The organism is Polaribacter reichenbachii, assembly GCF_001975665.1.
GTDB classification, from domain to species: domain Bacteria; phylum Bacteroidota; class Bacteroidia; order Flavobacteriales; family Flavobacteriaceae; genus Polaribacter; species Polaribacter reichenbachii.
The window spans coordinates 802,625-822,127 of the sequence record NZ_CP019419.1; the positions used below are offsets into that span (position 1 = coordinate 802,625).

At 29.3% G+C, this 19,503-nt stretch carries 11 protein-coding genes; 6 read left to right on the top strand and 5 right to left on the bottom strand.

All coding sequences use genetic code 11. The features are described from left to right. Nucleotides 1-5: 5 nt before the first annotated feature. Nucleotides 6-1,454 carry a glycoside hydrolase family 28 protein gene (locus tag BW723_RS03440; protein WP_068362251.1) on the bottom strand — a complete coding sequence of 483 codons (1,449 nt, stop codon included), beginning with the start codon at nucleotides 1,452-1,454 and terminating at the stop codon, nucleotides 6-8. A 306-nt stretch (nucleotides 1,455-1,760) separates the two neighbouring features. Here BW723_RS03440 and BW723_RS03445 point away from each other — a divergent pair, with 306 nt between their 5' ends. From BW723_RS03445 to BW723_RS03465, 5 genes are all read left to right on the top strand, one after another. Continuing rightward, on the top strand, nucleotides 1,761-2,783 hold the full coding sequence (locus tag BW723_RS03445) for a LacI family DNA-binding transcriptional regulator (protein WP_068362248.1): 1,023 nt from the start codon (nucleotides 1,761-1,763) through the stop codon (nucleotides 2,781-2,783). A 405-nt stretch (nucleotides 2,784-3,188) separates the two neighbouring features. Further along, a complete protein-coding gene (locus BW723_RS03450; protein WP_068362245.1) occupies nucleotides 3,189-6,416 on the top strand; it encodes a SusC/RagA family TonB-linked outer membrane protein in 3,228 nt (1,075 codons plus the stop codon). Between the two features lie 18 nt (nucleotides 6,417-6,434). Then, the gene (locus BW723_RS03455; RefSeq protein ID WP_068362242.1) at nucleotides 6,435-8,231 is read left to right on the top strand and encodes a RagB/SusD family nutrient uptake outer membrane protein; all 1,797 of its coding nucleotides are present in this window, start codon (nucleotides 6,435-6,437) and stop codon (nucleotides 8,229-8,231) included. A gap of 22 nt (nucleotides 8,232-8,253) precedes the next feature. Further along, nucleotides 8,254-9,816 (top strand): DUF5123 domain-containing protein, encoded by a 1,563-nt coding sequence (locus BW723_RS03460; RefSeq protein WP_068362239.1) that lies wholly within the window; start codon nucleotides 8,254-8,256, stop codon nucleotides 9,814-9,816. 83 nt (nucleotides 9,817-9,899) lie between these two features. After that, a complete protein-coding gene (locus tag BW723_RS03465) occupies nucleotides 9,900-11,219 on the top strand; it encodes a pectate lyase family protein (protein WP_068363573.1) in 1,320 nt (439 codons plus the stop codon). A 79-nt stretch (nucleotides 11,220-11,298) separates the two neighbouring features. Here BW723_RS03465 and BW723_RS03470 read toward each other — a convergent pair whose 3' ends face one another. Continuing rightward, nucleotides 11,299-13,056: an Ig-like domain-containing protein gene (locus BW723_RS03470; protein WP_068362237.1), complete on the bottom strand. Its 1,758-nt coding sequence runs from the start codon at nucleotides 13,054-13,056 to the stop codon at nucleotides 11,299-11,301. 81 nt (nucleotides 13,057-13,137) lie between these two features. Beyond that, on the bottom strand, nucleotides 13,138-13,959 hold the full coding sequence (locus BW723_RS03475) for a T9SS type A sorting domain-containing protein (RefSeq protein ID WP_068362233.1): 822 nt from the start codon (nucleotides 13,957-13,959) through the stop codon (nucleotides 13,138-13,140). Between the two features lie 588 nt (nucleotides 13,960-14,547). Here BW723_RS03475 and BW723_RS03480 point away from each other — a divergent pair. Further along, on the top strand, nucleotides 14,548-15,585 hold the full coding sequence (locus BW723_RS03480) for a LacI family DNA-binding transcriptional regulator (protein WP_068362231.1): 1,038 nt from the start codon (nucleotides 14,548-14,550) through the stop codon (nucleotides 15,583-15,585). A gap of 63 nt (nucleotides 15,586-15,648) precedes the next feature. Here BW723_RS03480 and BW723_RS03485 read toward each other — a convergent pair whose 3' ends face one another. After that, complete coding sequence (locus BW723_RS03485; RefSeq protein WP_068362229.1) at nucleotides 15,649-17,259, bottom strand: UxaA family hydrolase; 1,611 nt, start codon at nucleotides 17,257-17,259, stop codon at nucleotides 15,649-15,651. A gap of 32 nt (nucleotides 17,260-17,291) precedes the next feature. Next, complete coding sequence (locus BW723_RS03490) at nucleotides 17,292-18,737, bottom strand: tagaturonate reductase (protein ID WP_068362226.1); 1,446 nt, start codon at nucleotides 18,735-18,737, stop codon at nucleotides 17,292-17,294. Between the last annotated feature and the right edge of the window lie 766 nt (nucleotides 18,738-19,503).

The window sequence follows — 19,503 nt, forward strand, 5'->3', positions numbered from 1 at the left end:
TAATGTTAATTTGGTTGTTTTGGACTTTGCATTAATGAACCGTTTATGTAAGTATCTATTAATTTTAAATTTGATAAATGTTCTATTGAAAAAGCATTATCTACTTTTTCTATAACTACATTTTTAAGTGTTACGTTGTTTATTTTAGACTGCTCATAACCTTTTGCTAAAATAGCATAGTAACCACCATTTTTAACTTTAATATTTTCTAACAAAATATTCTTAATTTCTGGAATAAATTCCCCTGTTTGATTTACATAAGTAGCATAATGCATATTTAATTTTAAAACAGCTTCTTTTACTTGACCAACTTCTAAATCTCTTACATATACACCATCTATTACTCCACCTCTTCTAGAATTTGTTTTTAATCTAATAGCTCTATCTAAATTAGGGCTATTCATTTTACAGTTTTCTACATATACATTTTTTACTCCTGCAGACATTTCACTTCCAATTACAACCCCTCCATGTCCATCTATCATATTACAATTTTGCACCACAATATTTTCGCTTTTAATACCCACTCTTCTACCTTCTGCATCTCTACCCGCTTTTATTGCAATACAATCATCACCAGTATTAAATATGCAATTTTTTATTAGTACGTTTTTAGAGTACTCAGGGTCACAACCATCATTATTAGGCCCGTGACTTTCAACAGTTACTCCATCTACAATAATGTTTTTAGATTTAAAGGGATGTATAATCCAAAAAGGTGCGTTAATTATTTTAACCCCTTCTAGCATTACACTTTCGCATTCATAAAATTCAATAAAATTTGGACGTAAATAGTGTCCATCTCCAAAGATTCTATCATTTAAAGGAACATTATTTTGCCCCATATCCATTAATCTTGGCAGATTTAAACTATCTCTTTGCATAGGATCTCCTTTCTTATAACCATAAGTATCTTTTCCGCACCATTTCCACCAATTATTATTACTTGCCTGACCATTTAAAACACCTTTACCAGTAATAGCGACATTTTTTTTATTTTTTACATAAATTAAAGGTGAGTAATTCATTAATTCTACCCCTTCATATGAGGTCGCAACTAATGGATAATAATCTTTCGGGTTTGTGCTAAATAATATTTCTGCTCCCTCTTCTAAATGAAGATTAACATTATTTTCTAAATGAATAGCACCTGTTAAATATTTCCCAGCTGGAATTACAATTTTTCCTCCACCATTATCTGTACACGTTTTAATAACTTGCTTAAAAGCAGCTGTATTAAAAGTAACTCCATCTGGTACACCTCCAAAATCTAAAAAATTATAAGTTTTATCTAAAAATTTAGGTTTGCTTATAGAGTTAATTACTTTATTCATATTCTCCCAAACGCTTAAAGGTTCTTGAACTTCTTTTTTTTCTTTACAAGAAGCCATTACTACCAAACAAAAAATTATTACTATTGAAAATGCGCTAAAAATTTTGGTTTCTCTTTTCATATTATTTTACAGCCTCTTTTTTTTTATTATCCTTGTTTATTAATTAAAAGTAAGATCACATAATGTAATCGATTACCAAACATAGAAAAACAGTTCCGATTATCCAAATATATTTAACTAAAAATTGATAAATATGTATTTTTAGCTGTATTTTTAAAAAAAAATCGCTTTTTTTGGGCTTTGAAATAATTTATTTGACATTTCTAAAAAAAATTAATTATAAAAATGTAATCGATAACAATTAAATAATAACTATTTTACTTGTCAAGTTTAAAAAAATACCTTTATTTTATTAAAACAGCTAAAATGTCTAAAAAAACAACAATATACGATATTGCTAAGGAGCTAAACATAACAGCTGCAACAGTATCTAGAGCATTAAATAACAACCCTAAAATTAGCGCAAAAACGAAAGAATTAGTTTTTGAAACCGCTAAAAAAATGCACTATGAACAAAATAAACTTGCACTAGCTCTTAAAAGCGGAAAAAGTTTTAATGTAGGTGTTATTGTACCAAGAATAGATAGTAACTTTTTTAGTTCTGTAATTCGTGGTATTGAAGAAGAATTATATCCAGAAGGTTATCATGTAATAATTTGTCAAACTCATGATCAACAAGAATTAGAGATAAAAAATATAAATTCTTTATTAAACGCTCAAGTAGATGGTGTTTTAATGTCTGTTTCTAATGCTAATATAGAAAAGTTAGATGGTTTTAAAAGTCTTTTAAAAAAGAACGTACCTCTTATATTTTTTGATAGAAAGAAAAACATTAAAAATGTAAGTACTATTACTATTGATGATTATAAAGGGGCTTATGATGCTACAAAACACTTAATAGATCAAGGTTGTAAACGCATTGCTCACCTATCTAACAATCGAAAATTAGAGATATTTAAAAACAGGTATTTAGGTTACAAACAAGCTATTATTGATTCAGGATTAACTTTTGATGAAAATTTAGTGGTAGAAAGTTTTAGTAAAGTTCTAGAAGGTAGAAAACAAACAAAGCTATTCTTAGAAATGGACAATAGACCAGATGCAATTTTTTCTTCTAGTGATTTTACTGCTTTAGGAGCAATACAAGAGATTACCAGTTATGGTTTAAGAATACCAGAAGATATAAGCGTGGTTGGGTTTAGTAACGAGCCTTTTACAAAATTTATGGAGTTGTCAATTACATCAGTAGATCAATCTCCTAGAGAAATGGGTAGAATAGCTGCTCAAATATTCTTAGAAGAGGTTAATAATGATGCGAAAGTTAAATCTGAAAAACATGTAGTTTTATCCCCAGAGTTAAAAATTAGAAAATCTTCTCAAAAGTTCTAGTTTTATTTTTATAAATCTTCTAAATTTTAAAACACAAGTAATAATAGCTTATGTTTTAGTACAGCCTTACTATAAGACTTAGGTAGTACCAAATTGTTTTCACTTTTTTTTTAAAACATAGAGTACCTTTTTAAACTTTTTATTTCCAATTAGTCGACATTTAAACAATACAATTCATTTTCTGCTCTAAAGTGGTTTTTTAATAAAAAAAGATCGATTATTTATTAATTTGATAAAATTTTACGTTAAAAATATCTTAAGAAGAAAAAAATATATATATATTTGTGCAATCGATTACACATTTGAATTATTTTGACATTCTATTTACATTCAGAAAAATAAAATGAAAACAAATTGATTTAAAGATTAATTTTTATTTATAACTAATAAACTAATTAAGTATTTATGGGAAATTACACAAAAAGTTATTTGCTCTTAAAAACAAGAAAAATTACAGAAACATTTTTAATTGTTTTCATTTCTCTTTTAGCAAATAATATGTTTTCACAAACTATTACAGTAACGGGGACAGTGATAGATGTTAAAGATGAAACACCTTTACCAGGGGTTTCAATTATTATTAAAGGAACTACAAAAGGAGTACAAACAGATTTTGACGGAAACTATAACATAAAAGTAGATGGTAGTACTGATGTTCTGGTTTTTTCTTATTTAGGATTTAAAACAAAAGAAGTTAAAGTAAATGGATTAAAAACTCTTAATGTTTCTTTAGAAGAAAGTTCACAGCAATTAGATGAAATTGTTGTTATTGGTTATGGTAGCGCTCGTAAATCTGATTTAACAGGTTCTGTAGTAAATATTTCTGGATCTGATTTAGCAAAACAACCTATAGCAAATGTAGGTGAAGCTTTAAGCGGTCGTTTAGCAGGTGTACAAGTTTTATCTACAGAAGGATCACCTGATTCTGATATAAACATTAGAATTCGTGGTGGTGGCTCTCTTACTCAAGACAGTTCTCCTTTAGTAATTGTAGATGGGTTTCCTGTAAATAGTATTAGTGATGTATCTTCTTCAGATATTGAAAATATTACAGTTTTAAAAGACGCTTCTTCAACAGCAATTTATGGTTCTAGAGGGGCTAATGGAGTTATAATTATCACTACAAAAAGTGGTAAAGATGGTAAAGTAACTGCAAACTTTAATATGTTTTATGGAGTTAGTAGTATTGCCAAAACAGTTGATGTTTTAGAAGCTGATGATTTTGTAAAGTGGCAATATGAATATGCTCTACTTAGAGATAGACTAGAGTCTTATGAACAGTATTTTGGTCAATGGCAAGATTATGATCAATATATTGGTCAACCAAGTACCGATTGGCAAAAACAAATATATGGTAGAATGGGTAATGTACAAAGTCGTGACTTATCTGTACGTGGAGGTTCTGAAAAATTTAAATATAGCCTAAACTATGCCTTATATGACGTAAAAGCAATTATGTTAGGCTCTAATTTTAGAAGAAATAACTTTTCTGCTTCTATAAAAAATAAAGCAAGTGAAAAAATAGATTTAACTTTTACACTTCGTTATTCAGATACAGAAGTAAATGGTGGTGGTGCTAATGAGCAAAACGAAGTTTCTTCTAGAGATTCTCGTTTAAAGCACGTAGTTGGTTATTCTCCTATTCCTTTACCTGGATTAACAACAGATAATACAGATGAAGCTCTTTCTAGTTATTTAGTAAATCCTTTTGTTGCCATAGCAGATTCTCAACGCCAAAAGACAAAGAAAAATTTTAATATGGTAGGTAGCTTTTCTTGGGAAATGATTAAAAATCTAAAATATAAAATGGATTTAGGTTTAGATAACAGAACAGATTTAGATTCTCGTTTCTATGGGCGTTCTTCATATTACGCTAACAACAGACCATCTGCAGAAAATCAAGGTTTGCCAGCTACATTAACAAGAGACAGAGATGAAGTACGTTTTAGAAATGCCAATACATTAAATTATGATTTTAAAAATTTAATTAAAAGTGATAATCATTCAATTAAATTATTAGTTGGTGAAGAAATGATTATAACTAAATCTAATAGATTAACTACAGAAATTCATGGTTATCCTAAACTTTTTGATTTTGAAACAGCACAATTACTTTCTTCTCAAGGTGTACCACAAACTGTAGATAACTTTTACAGTCCAGATAATAAATTATTATCATTTTTTGGTCGTGTAAATTACGATTACAAAAACAAATATTTATTAACAGCTACTTATAGAGCAGATGGTTCAAGTAAATTTTTAGGTGATAATTCTTGGGGGTATTTCCCTTCTGCTGCATTAGCTTGGAAAATTTCTGAAGAAGACTTTTTAAAAGATGTAGAATGGGTAGATTTATTAAAAGTAAGGCTTAGTTATGGTGAAGCCGGTAATAACAACATCCCTGTTGGGCAAACTGTTAGAGCTCTTCAAACTAATACTACAACCTATTTAAATGATGTTACAAATTATTGGGCAGCACCAACTACTTTAGTAAACCCAGATTTAAAATGGGAAACCACTGTAACACAAAATATAGGTTTAGATTTTAACCTATTTGGGGGTAAAGTAACAGGTAGTGTAGAAGCATATAAAAATCTTACTCAAGACTTATTATATTTAGCAGAGGTACCACAATCTACAGGTTATGCTAATCAATACAGAAACTTAGGAGAGATTGAGAATAAAGGTATAGAAGGATCTTTAAACTTATCTATTTTAGAAGAAAAAAATTATGGGTTAAGCCTTACTGTAAATGCAAGTGCTAACAAAAATAACATTAACTCTTTAGGTGGTAGCGATTTTGGAGAAAACACTAATTGGGCTTCTTCTCAAATTGGAGATGATTATGTAGTTAGGGTTGGAGAATCTATTGGTACTATGTATGGTTTTAGAAATGATGGTAGGTACGAAGTTTCAGATTTTGATTACGATGCAACTACAAGTAGTTATACTCTAAAATCTGGGGTAGTAGACAATCAATGGTTAGATAATGTAGGGCCAGGTTCTATGAAATTAAAAGATCTTACAGGAGATGGTATCGTTAATGTAGATGATCAAGAAATTATTGGAAATGCAAACCCAGATGTTACAGGAGGTATTATTCTAAATGCTAATGCTTACGGATTTGATTTTTCTGCAGCATTTAACTTTAGCATTGGAAACGATATTTATAATGCTGATAAAGTTGAATTTACAACCTCTAATGATAATGGGCAATTTAGAAATTTAAGTTCTGTAATGGTCGATGGTAATAGATGGACAAATTTAGATCCTACAAGTGGTCAATTAGTAACAGACCCAGCTCAATTAACAGCGCTAAATTCAAATACAACTATGTGGTCTCCATATATGTCTAGATATGTTTTTAGTGATTGGGCAGTAGAAGATGGATCCTTTTTAAGATTAAATACAGTTACTTTAGGATACACACTTCCTGAAGATGTAATAAAGCATATAGGTGTATCTAATCTTAGGTTTTATATGACAGCTAATAATTTATTTGTTCTTACGAATTATTCTGGATCAGACCCTGAAGTATCAACAAGAAGAAACACACCTTTAACACCTGGTGTAGATAACTCTGCTTATCCAAGAAGTAGACAGATTGTTTTTGGTCTAAACCTAAATTTTTAACAACGTAATCTTTAGAAAATGAAAAAAATAAAATCAATAATAATTTTAGCAGTGCTTATAATGAGTCTTTTCAATTCTTGTAAAGAATTTGATAGCGACTTTTTAGAAACACCAGCAAAATCAACTTTACAAGAATCACTAATTTTTTCACAAGTTGATTTGGCTAGAGGAGCAATAGATGGTATTCTAGAGCCAATAGGGCAAACAAACTCATATAGAGGTAGACATATACCTTTTTATGGATTTAATACAGATACTGAATGGAACTATAACTCATCGTCTGTTGGAAATGCTACAGGAGATCTTATGGTGTATGATGCAAAAGCAAATAATACACAAATGAACAGAACCAATAGTTCTTGGGCAATGATTTATAGAGCTATAGAAAGAGCTAATATTTGTATAAAAGGTATTAGATTGTATGGTAACCCAGAAGTAGGAAATGAAATGGGGCAGTTATTAGGTGAAGCATTAACTTTAAGAGCTATGTATTATAGTGATTTGGTTAAAACTTGGGGAGACGTACCAGCTTTATTTGAACCTACAACTTTCGAAAGTGCATACACTCCAAAATCTAGTAGAAATATTGTTTATAAACAAATAATTGCTGATTTAGCTGAAGCTTCAGAACTTGTTGCATGGCCAAATGAAAGTTCTGCTACAACGAGTGTAGAAAAAGTAAACAAAGCATTTGTTAAAGGTTTAAGAGCAAGAGTTGCGTTGGCAGCAAGTGGTTTTCAACAGTTTCCTAATGATGGTGTACGTAGATCTAATGATCCAGATTTATCTGTAGCTAAAATGTATAAAATAGCTCTAGATGAATGTCGTTCTATTATTAATAGTGGTACTGTAGGTTTAGAACCTAGTTTTGAAACTGTATGGAGAAAACTAAATGAAGAAAATATTTCTGCAGGAGGTGAATCTATTTGGGAAATGCCTTTTTCTGACGGTCGTGGTCGTGTAAATTTCTCTTTTGCAATACGCCATAGAAGTGTAGACCAACATACAGGTCAAGCAAGAGGTGGTATTTCTGGACCTTTACCAACAGTTTTTTATGATTATGATGAAGCAGATTCTAGAAGAGATATAACGTGTGTTCCTTATCAATGGGGAACAGCAATAGATGGTTTTTCTAAACAAGAACTTGTTAGTTTAGATATTTGGTACTTTGGTAAATATCGTTACGAATGGATGAATCGTTATGTAACTTCTTCTAATGATGATGGTATCAATAAAATGTATATGCGTTATGCAGAAATAATTTTAATGGCTGCAGAAGCTGCAAATGAATTAGAAGGACCTTCTGCTGCTGCACCTTACTTAAAACAAATTAGAAGAAGAGCATTTAACGCTGCAGATCATGCAACTAAAGTAGACGGGTATGTTAATGCGCTTACAACTAAAGAAGATATGTTTAATGCAATTGTAAAAGAACATAAATATGAATTTACTGGAGAAATGGAGCGTAAACAAGCTTTAATTCGTTGGAATAAACTTGGAACTAATTTAGCAACTGCCAAACAAAAAATGCTAGATTTAAAAAACAGAACAGGAGAATATGCTGATGTTCCTACGACTTTATATTATAAATATGAAGCAGACGAAGAAACTCTAAAAATATATGGTTTAAATAGAGGAGAAACAACTAACCCTGGACCTGATTATTTTTCAAAAGACTGGACAGTTATTGAAGACGATGTTATTAACTCTCTTTTTAAAGAAGGTGTAAATCCAGATGACAGACAATTTTGGCCAATTTGGCAAGTATTTATAGATAGTAGTAATGGTACGTTAGTTAACGATTACGGATATTAAGAACAATAAATAAGTATTTATTATGAAGATAAAAAATTTAATTAAGGTACTTTTCACAGTAATTGTAACAATTAGTATTACTAGTTGCGATATTACAAATTATGATGAAGATGTAATACAAGAACTTTCTGTGAGCAGAGAATTTGCTCCCATAGAATTAACTGCTCGAGTTAGAAATCAAACAACAGTAGAATTAAACTGGATACCAAGAGAAGAAATCAACACATATGCTGTTGAATTTAGTGCAGATGATCCTAATTTTACAACTATTTTTAAGTCTGTAGAAGTTTCTGTAGAAGAACTTCCTGTTCAAATAAAGCTAGAAGGTTTAACAGAATACTCAATTAGAGTAAAAGCAATAAGTGCTAATGGGTTAGAAGACTCTAAATGGGCTTTAGCTACAGTAACAACTTTAAGCGAACAATTAATGTTACCTTCTGTAAACGGAGATGTTGCGTATAATGATGCACTTTTTAGATGGGAAGCAGGTATAAATGTAACTAAACTTGTATTACAACCAGGTGATATTACACATACTATATCTGAAGCAGAAAAATCTGTTGGAATTGCTACTGTTACAGGTCTAAATAGTTTAACAGACTATGAAGTTACACTATTTAACAACGATAAACCAAGAGGCTTTTCATCAATTAAAACAGAAGTAGATCCTGCAACAGGTACAGTTGTTAAAACTTCAGATGATTTACTTACTATGATTTTAAATGCAAGTTTTGGAGAAACCTTAATTTTAGAGCCTGGAGATTATACAACCCAAATTGGTACAGCTAATTTAGATAAATCTATAATTGTAAGAGGATTATTAAGTTACGATAAGCCAAAAATAAATATTAACTTTCAGATAAATAATGGTGCTACAGATGTAAGTTTTATGAATATAGAATTTGATGGAAAAGCAACAGTACAAGATGTTGTAAGGTATACAGGTGCTGGAAATTACAATTCTTTATTAGTTAGCGATTGTATTGTACACGATTATGATAGATCTTTTATTGCAGGTAATACAACAGATGCAATTATACAAAATGTAACAGTAGAAAAATCTATTGTAACTGATGTTGTTACAAATGGAGGTGATTTTATAGATTTCAGAAATTCTGATGTATTAAACTTAAATGTAAATACAAGTACTTTTAACAATTGTGCACCTGCTCGTGATTTTATTAGAATGGATGATGCTGGTACCTTAGCTTCTCAAGACCCAGCTAACATAAGTAATGTTATAATAGAAAGCTGTACATTATACGCTTGTTCTAATAAAAACAGTAAAAGGTTACTTTATGTTAGATTCGAAGATAATGAAATTGAAGTACACAACACATTAATTACAGATACAGAAGTTGAAGGTTATTCTGATCAATCTAGAACAGACGAAGACATAATTTTTAGTAATAATAATTACTTTAATGCACCAACTTTAATTGATGATACAGTTGCTAGATATGATGCTTCTGGAACACATACTGAATTAGACCCAGGTTTTGTAAATCCTTTAATAGGTGATTTTACTGTAACAAACCAAACATTAAAAGATAATTTAGTTGGGGATCCTAGATGGTTAAAGTAATAATTGTTAATTGGTTTATTAATAAAAAAGAGGTATGCAAATTTATGTTTACCTCTTTTATGTTCATATTAAACATCGAAAAAATGATAAAAAAAATAATATTTACCCAATTATTACTTTTATTAACTTGTAATATTAGTTTTGGACAACATCAATTAGCTTTTCCATCTGCAGAAGGTTTTGGTAAATATACTACTGGTGGTAGAGGAGGTATTATTTATAAAGTAACCAATTTAAATGATGATGGAGAAGGAAGTTTTAGAAAAGGAATCAAAAAAAAGGGAGCAAGAATTATTGTTTTTGATGTTTCTGGTACTATAGAATTAAAATCTAAATTAGATGTAAATAAAGGCAAAGGTAACCTAACAATTTTAGGACAAACTGCCCCAGGAAAAGGAATTACAATTAAAGGTTATCCATTTACAATTAAGGCTAATAACGTAATTCTACGTTATTTAAGATTTAGAATGGGCGATATAAATAAGTTTCAAGGTGATGCTCTAGGTTGTGGAAATACAGAAAATGTTATTATAGACCATTGTTCTATAAGTTGGGGTACAGATGAAAATGCATCTTTTTACAATAACAAAAACTTTACTTTGCAATGGTGTATCATATCAGAAGCTTTAAACAAATCTGTACATAAAAAAGGGGCTCATGGTTATGGTGGAATTTGGGGCGGAATTAACGCTTCTTTTCATCATAATTTATTAGCGAATAATAATAGTAGAAACCCTAGGTTTAGTGGCTCTAAAACCACAAAAAATGCTGATAATGAATTTGTAGACTTTAGAAATAATGTAATTTATAATTGGGGAGCAAATAGTATTTATGGTGGTGAAAACGGAACATATAATATTGTAAATAATTATTTTAAATCTAGTGTTGCAACAACATCTTCTAAAGTAAATAGAATAGTTAGTCCGTCTAAACCTTATGGTAAATTTTTTGTTGATGGTAATTATGTAAATGGCTTTCCGATAATTTCTAAAAACAACTGGAATGGAGGGGTACAATGTGATAATTTAATTGACACAAAATTATCAAAAGAAATTAATATTGATAAAAACATTAAAACAACAAGTTCTTTGATTTCTTATAATGATGTTTTAAAAAATGCTGGTGCAAGTATTAAAAGAGATAAAGTTGATATAAGAATTGTAAAAAACACTAAAAAAGGAACTATTAGTTTTAAAAACGGAATTATTGATTCTCAAGATGATGTAAAGGGTTGGCCAATTATCAAACTAAAAAAAGCTAAAAAAGATACAGATAATGACGGAATTCCTGATTGTTGGGAGAAAAAAAACAATTTAAATTTTAAGGATAAAAAAGATGCTTCTTTAAAAACCTTAAATAAAAATTACAGTAATGTAGAAGTTTATGCGAATTCAATTATCTAAATAATACAACTTTTAATACTAGAAAAGCACTAAATAGAACATCTATCTAGTGCTTTTTTCATACTAAATATTTTAGTAGTTATTCTTTCTCAAAAGCACCTATATCAGGAGCCGATCCATTAAAAGATAGTCCTACATCTACACCAGCATCAATTAGATCACTGCCTGTAACTAATTTCAGAAAATCGATATTTGGCAAATTTCCATATACATCTCTGCTACTGCTTAATAAAGTAATATCTATACTTACAAAGTCATCAGTATTAGTTATTAAGCCATTTAGCCAGCCATTATTGGTAATATCTGTAGTTGTTGCTTTATAACTATCGCTATTATCACCATTAAAACTAAGTGTGTTTTTTATGGTTAAAGAACTTGCAATATTAGAACTTCCGAAATTAATGTTTCTACCATTTTTAAATGAAGAGCAATTGTAAATTTCTATAGCTCCTTTATTGCTATTATGGTCAAAACCATCATAAATATTACCAGCAGCAATACAATTTTTATAGATAGCATTATGTTTTAAAAGTTTATCATCGCTCCCACCTGTTTTAAAACCATTTCCATCACCTGCACCTTTAGATCCATCTTTTAAATATCCGTTATTAAACGCCCAGCAGTTTTCATAAATGGTTGTAATATTATCATTGCCTCTCATATAACCATCCCAACCATCATCTAAATTTTGCCAAGCTCTACAACCAATAAATTTATTACCATCACCTGCATCTAATTTACAGGCAAAACCATCTGCATTTTCTAAAGTAGAATCTGCATTGTAAAAAGAATCGCAATTTAAAACTGTATTGTTACTTGCTCCATTGCCTATTTGTAAACCTGTATCTTTATTTTCGCTAAATCTGCAATATTCAATCAAGTTATTATTACCTTTAATAAACATTCCATTATCACCAGCTCCAAAAACATCAATACCTTTCACATACCAATAATCACCTTCTATTGCAATACCTCTGTTTGATGAGTTTTCTGACATAGATGAAAAATCAAATTTTGGTCTTGTAGCATTATCCGGATGAGGTAAAAGGTTTATTAAGTTTGATGAAGAACCGTCTTTAATCAATTTTATAGTTGAAGAAAAAACATAATTTCCACTTTTAATATAAATATTTTCTCCAGCGTTTACGCTAGAAATAGCTGTTAAAAGTTCTTCGGATGTGTTTACAACAATTCCATTTACATTAGAATTAATACCAGAAATTGTGATTTCTATTTCTGCAGATGTATTGCTTCCATCTGTTGAAGATGCTGTAATTTTGATAGTTCCATTAGTTTTTGGTATTAATAATCCATCTGATGAAATTTCAGCAATATTAGTATCAGAAACAGACCAAGCAACAGATTGGTTTGTAGCATTATTTGGTATAATGTTAATAGACAATTGTTGTGAACTACCATCTATAATATTTGTTGCATTTATAGTAATACTTTCTACTAAAATAGTAGCAGCTATTACTCCAGAAATATCAAATATTTTTTCACTTTTAACTCCAGACCCGTCTTTTGCTCTTACGCCTACTTTAACCTCACCATTAGAAATCGCGGTTAACAAACCTGTTTGTGATATTGTTGCAATAGATGTTTTATCTATGCTCCAAGAAACAGTTTTATTACTTGCAGAAATTGGGTTTATGATAACAGATAATTGACTTGTTGTTCCGTCTGTAATGGTATTGCCTTCTATAGTTATTGATTCTATTAAAGTGTTTAAATCATCTTCTATAGCGCTACTACTACAAGAATTAATAAGTATTGTAATTAGCAATATATTAATACTTTTTGAAATAATTTTTAATTTATTTAAGTATGTAAACATTATATAATGGGTTAAGAATTTTCTTTGATTAAAAAAAGGATATGTAATTTACATATCCTTTTACAATGATTTATAATTCTTTTATTGAGTTAATAATTTTAAAGATTTAATACCTTTATCTGTTTTAATTTTAGCAATCCACACACCAGGTTTCATTAAAAAATCTGTGTCTTTATTAGTGTTTATTTTTTTAACTAAAGCACCTGTAATACTGTAAATCGTAATTTCTGTATTCTTTTCTACATTAGAAATATAAATTTTGTTTCCAATTGCTTTTGCAATAGCTTTTATGTTTGCATTAAATTTTTTGGTATTTGCAGTAGCTACAGATGTTACTTGTATTTTGTATAAGTTAAATGAGTTTCCTGTGCCAAAAATATAAATAGTACCTGCACCAGTTTTCGATGCAGTTAAAGTTAATGGATCAGTATTTCCATTTCCATCTACTTTTGCAAGTACATTTGTACCATCAGTTATATTTAATTCACGACCAGAACTATCGCCACTTGCTCTGTACCAGATTTTAATGTCTACATTTCCAGTTACTGGAAAAGATAAATAACTATACGTTGGTAGTACTGTGCCTATAGCTCCTGCAGAACCTTCAAATTTAAAACGATTTATTGTTTTATATTCATCATCAGTACCTTCATCCCAAGTTTTACCTCCGCTATTTTCAATTTTACCAAATTTGTCTCCAGAGCTATCTCCTACTAATGTTAAACCGTCTTTTATTACAGTTAAACCTTCGCCAGCACTAAAATCTACCACAGGCCACATTGCAATTTGCTCTGCACTTGTGTAAGGAGCTAATCCTCCAAAGTCCCAAATCTTATCTTGGCCATTTGTTGTAGCTGTAAAGGCTACCGTTAATAAAGTTAAAAAAAGTAATTTTGTTTTCATTTTAATCAGTTTTTAGTTAAAAAATAAATATATGTAATCGATTGCCTAATTTAATAAAAATAAATATGTAATCGATTGTTTTTTAATTAATTTTAGAAAAGAATGAGTAATTTTAACATTTTACCCATTCTTTCTTAGTTGATGTTAATGTGCAAAAAGCTTTAAATTTCTTTTACCATCTTTGTTTTCTAAACTAATTATCCAAAGAACTTGTAAAATTTTAAACCTACAGAACCTTCATCTTAACTTATATAACTTTTGTATACATTTTTTAAATAGAAAATCTCAGCTCCAGAGGTTTGGTTTTCATTTACAAGTTTCGCACTAGGCAAATTATAATCGTTTTATTTTAAAAATATGACTTATGGCTCATCCATTTTGAATTATTATAGTGCCAGAAACTAAAATTACTTGTGTTGTATTTAATTCTATTTTATACTTGAAAAAAGCTATTCAATTAAAATATTATACATAAAGTTAAATTCTATAAAAAAACACAATCTCTTTACTAAGCTCTTAAATAAGTTTAACTTATAACAATTGTTTAATAAATTATATATTTGAAAAAATTAAAATAAAGAGAAATAGATGCCAAAAAAACCAACGATTTATGATATAGCCGAAAGACTTAATATTACTGCAGCAACTGTATCTAGAGCTTTAAATAACAATCCTAAAATAAGTAAACCTACAAGAGAGCTAGTTATAAAAACAGCAGCAGAAATGGGATATGAGCAAAATAAACTTGCACAAGCACTTAAAAGTGGAAAGAGTCATAATGTTGGTGTAATCGTTCCACGAATTGATAATAATTTTTTTGCATCTGTAATTAGAGGTATAGAAGAAGAACTATATCCAAAAGGGTATCATGTAATCATTTGTCAGACTCATAATAAAGAAGATTTAGAAATACGAAATATTAACTCTTTATTAAATGCACAAGTAGATGGAATATTAATGTCTATTTCTAATGCTAAAATAGAAGAGAAAGAGGGTTTTAAAAATTTACTCAAAAAAAGTATTCCGCTTATATTTTTTGATAGAAAAAGAGATATTCAAGATGTTAGCACTGTAACCATAGATGATTTTAGAGGAGCCTACGAATCTACTCAACATCTTATTAATCAAGGATGTAAACGAATAGCGCATTTATCAAACGATAGGTTATTTTTAATTTATAAAAACAGGTATTTAGGATACAAACAAGCTATAATTGATAATGGTCTTGAATTTGATGAAAATTTAGTGATAGAAATTGAGAGTAAAATAAGTGAAGGAAAAAGAATTACTAAAGAGCTTTTAGCTTTAGAGAATCCTGCTGATGGTATATTTTCATCTAGTGATTTTACTGCTCTAGGTGCTATAGAAGAAATTAAATCTCAGGGGCTTAAAATTCCTGAAAACATTGCTGTTGTTGGGTTTAGTAATGAGCCATTTACAAAGTTTATGGAACTTTCTATAACAACCGTAGATCAATCACCTGTAGAGATGGGTAGAATTGCGGCCCAAGTTTTTTTAGAAGAAATAACAAATAGTAAAAAAGTTAAATCTAAAAAAGAAGTAATATTGAGTCCTGAACTTATTGTTAGAAAATCATCTATGAAATTAGAAAATAAATTTATTTAAAATAAAACCCAACATACATTAAATATCTTGGGTTTTCTTTTTAATTATTTTTGTTAGAATAATTTATAATGAAACACCCCTTCTCCAAGGAATGAAGTCGTTTTGATTTAAAATTTTAGCTTTAGATTGTATGTTTCCGCTTGCAATTTCAATAATAAAATCGAGCAATTCTTCTGCCATTTTTTCAATGGTTTTTTCACCACGAATAACAGCGCCTGTTTCAAAATCAATAATATCTGGCATTTTTAAGGCTAATTCTGTATTAGAAGAAACTTTTATTATTGGTGCTATAGGGTTACCTGTTGGTGTACCTAAACCTGTAGTAAACAAAACAACATTTGCTCCAGAACCAACTAAACCAGTGGTACTTTCTACATCATTACCTGGTGTACAAAGTAAATTTAAACCTGCTTTAGAAATATATTCTCCATAATCTAAAACACTTTCTACTGGTGATGTACCTCCTTTTTTAGCTGCACCAGCAGATTTCATTGCATCTGTAATTAAGCCATCTTTTATATTTCCTGGAGATGGATTCATATCAAAACCAGAACCAGCATCTATAACGGATTTTTCAAAAGCTTGCATTAATGCTAAAAACTTATCACCATCTTTTTCATTTACGCATCTGTTTACCAATTCTTGCTCTACACCACATAATTCTGGAAACTCTGCTAAAATTGCAGTTCCTTTTAAAGCTACTAATAAATCTGAAACAGCTCCTAAAGTTGGATTTGCAGAAATACCAGAAAAGCCATCAGACCCTCCACATTCTAAACCAACTCTTAATTTTGATAAAGGTGCAGGTTTACGTTCGGTATTATCTGCCTCTTTAATTGCTTTAAATGAATCTTTTACAATTGCGGTTAGCATTTCATCAACTGTACCCATTTGTTGTTGTTCGAATATTAAAACGGGTTTGTTTAAATTAGGATTGATAGCTTCTAATGCCTCTTTAAAAATATTGATTTGTAAATTCTGACAACCTAAACTCAAAACTGTTGCGCCTGCAACATTTGGGTTATTTACATAACCTGCCAATAATTTTGCTAAACTTTCAGAGTCTTGTCTAATTCCGCCACAACCTCCTGGATGTGTAATAAATTTCACATCTATATTCTCAAAAACATTTGTTGATGCTTCTGCTTCTACTGCTGAAGTTTCTTCGTCGTTTATAAGAGAACGCAATAATAATTGTTGTGCAGTTGGTTTTTGTCTTAAAAGTTCTTTCTCGAAGATTTCTTTTAAGGTTTCTATGTTTCTGTTTTCACAAAAAACTAATGGGAAAAATAGCCATACATTTTCTGTTCCTACTTGACCATCTTCTCTATGATAGCCCATAAAGGTTCTATCTTTCCATTTATCTACGTTAGGGGCAGTCCAACTAAACTTTTCTGTTTTTCCAAAAACTTTATCACTTTGGTGTTTTACATTTTCAGTTGTTAAAACATCACCTTTTTCAATAATCCCATTTGCTGTTCCTACAAGAACACCGTACATAATAATTCTTGCACCAGACTCAAATTTTTCTAATGCAATTTTATGTTTAGATTTTGTATCTGATAATACATTAATATCTTCTCCTTCAAAAGAAATAACTTCTCCAGCTTTTAGGTTTACTAAAGCTACAGCTACATTGTCTGATGAATTTACTTTTATTATTTTTTTTTGCATCCTAATAATTATTTATTAGTTATATAGTATAATTAATACTTTTTGCTAAAATTTTCGAAACCACTTTTTATTCCGTTAGAATCTATTTCTGCTAACGCAAATGCAATTGCATTGGATAAATTTTCAACTTTAGTTAAATCTTCGCCCCAATATTCATCATTACTTAAAACGGTATTTGCAATTTGATTGTAATCATTCGATTCCCATATTTTTGCAAAATTTGTAACAATTTCTTCGCTATCATTTATTGGTAAATCTTGTCCATTAAAGGTTCCTTTATAAAAACGAATTAAGGATGCAAAAGCAAAAGTTAAGTTTGTTGGTAATTTTTTATGAATATTTACATATTCTAATAAACTTGGTAAAACTCTTACTTTAAATTTTGATACTGTATTTAAGGCAATACTCGATAAATTATGAATAATAAATGGATTTCTAAAACGATCGAAAATCTCATCAGAAAAACTATTTAACTCGTCTTTATCCATATTTAAAGTATCAGAAATTTCTTCAAAAACGGCTTTCTGAATAAATGGCCCTGTAAAATCGTTATCTACAGATTCTTTTACTGTTGTGTTGCCATAAAGGATAGAAAAAGGAACCATTGCTGTATGTGCACCATTTAAAATACGAACTTTTCTTGTTCTAAATGGTTGCATATCATCAACAATCTTAACATCTAAACTTGTTTTATCAAAAGGTAATTTTGCTTTTAAATCGTCTCCACCTTCAATAACCCATAATAAAAAGGCTTCTGCTGCAACAATTAAGTTATCTGAATAATCTAATTGTGCATTGTATGCATCTATTTCTGCTCTTGGATAACCTGGTACAATTCTATCAACCAAAGTACTATGAAATGAATTGCTTTCTAATAACCAAGTTTTAAATTCATCACCTAAATTCCAATCTGAAACATACTTTAAAATAATTTCTTTTAATGTTTCTGAGTTATGATTAATCAATTCACAAGGAATAATCGTTAATCCTTTATTTTTATCACCTTTAAAATGCTTAAAACGTTCGTGTAAAAGCACTGTTAATTTTGCTGGAAATGAACTTGGTGGTTGCATTTCATAAGTGTCAGAGCTTACGTATGCAATTCCTGCTTCAGTAGTGTTTGAAATTATAAACTCTAAAGTATCTTCTTTTGCTAAACTTAAATAATCCTTAAAATTAGCATAAGGATCTATGCCTTTTACAATATTATCTATCAATTCAATTTCTTGAATTTCTTTGCCCTTTTTAACACCTTTCATAAACAAAGTGTACAGCCCATCTTGATCGTTTAGCATTTTTACTAAACCTCTATCAATTGGTTGTACAACTGCAATACCAGCATTAAAATTTGCTTTTTTATTTAATTCTTGAAATGCATAACCTATAAAGGCTCTTAAGAAGTTTCCTTCTCCAAATTGTATAATTTTAACAGGAAGCTTTTCCTCTAATCCTACAGTTTTTCTATTTAATTTTTTCATTATAATTGTATACTATTAAAATTGATATCATTATTATTTGTCCATTTACAAAATCACTTAATTTTGATGATAAAACACTGCTGCTCCAACTAAACCTTCTGGATCTATTCATCTTGCTACTGGTGTTCTACTAACTATAAAATCATAAAAAGAATGACTCCTTCTCTTATTGGTACTGTTTGAAATGTTGCAAAATATCCTAATCTAATATCATTTATTTGAATATTGTATTTTGCCCACTCAGTAACCTTATACCTATCTTAATGAGAATACATACAAAATAATTGGTCTTTTTTAAACAAATCGTTAATCAAAAATTCTTCTCTTAATTAGTTGTACTGTATTCTTTTATGTCTTTTAGACTAGAACTGCATCCTGTTTTGTAATTGTTCATAAAATCGAATTTATTGTAATCGATTACACAAATATAAAATAAAATTTCATATAACTAATATTTTAAATGGCTTTAAAATATTAATATCAAATTAACAGCTAAATGAAACTACAATTTCTGTATAGTAATGAAAAACTATTGTTCAATTCGCTGGAAATAAAAACTTCCAAACATTTTTTTACACAATTAGTACACGCCAAACTTTATTATTCTAGTACATCTATAATATCACATAAACTTTTCGGTAAATATTATATTTAGCTATATAATTTATTATAAACCGCTTTTGTATACTATATAACCAATTTAAGTCCGACCTTTTAAGGAAAAATCATAGGCTGGAGCGTATATACTTTTCTGGGGAAGAAGTAA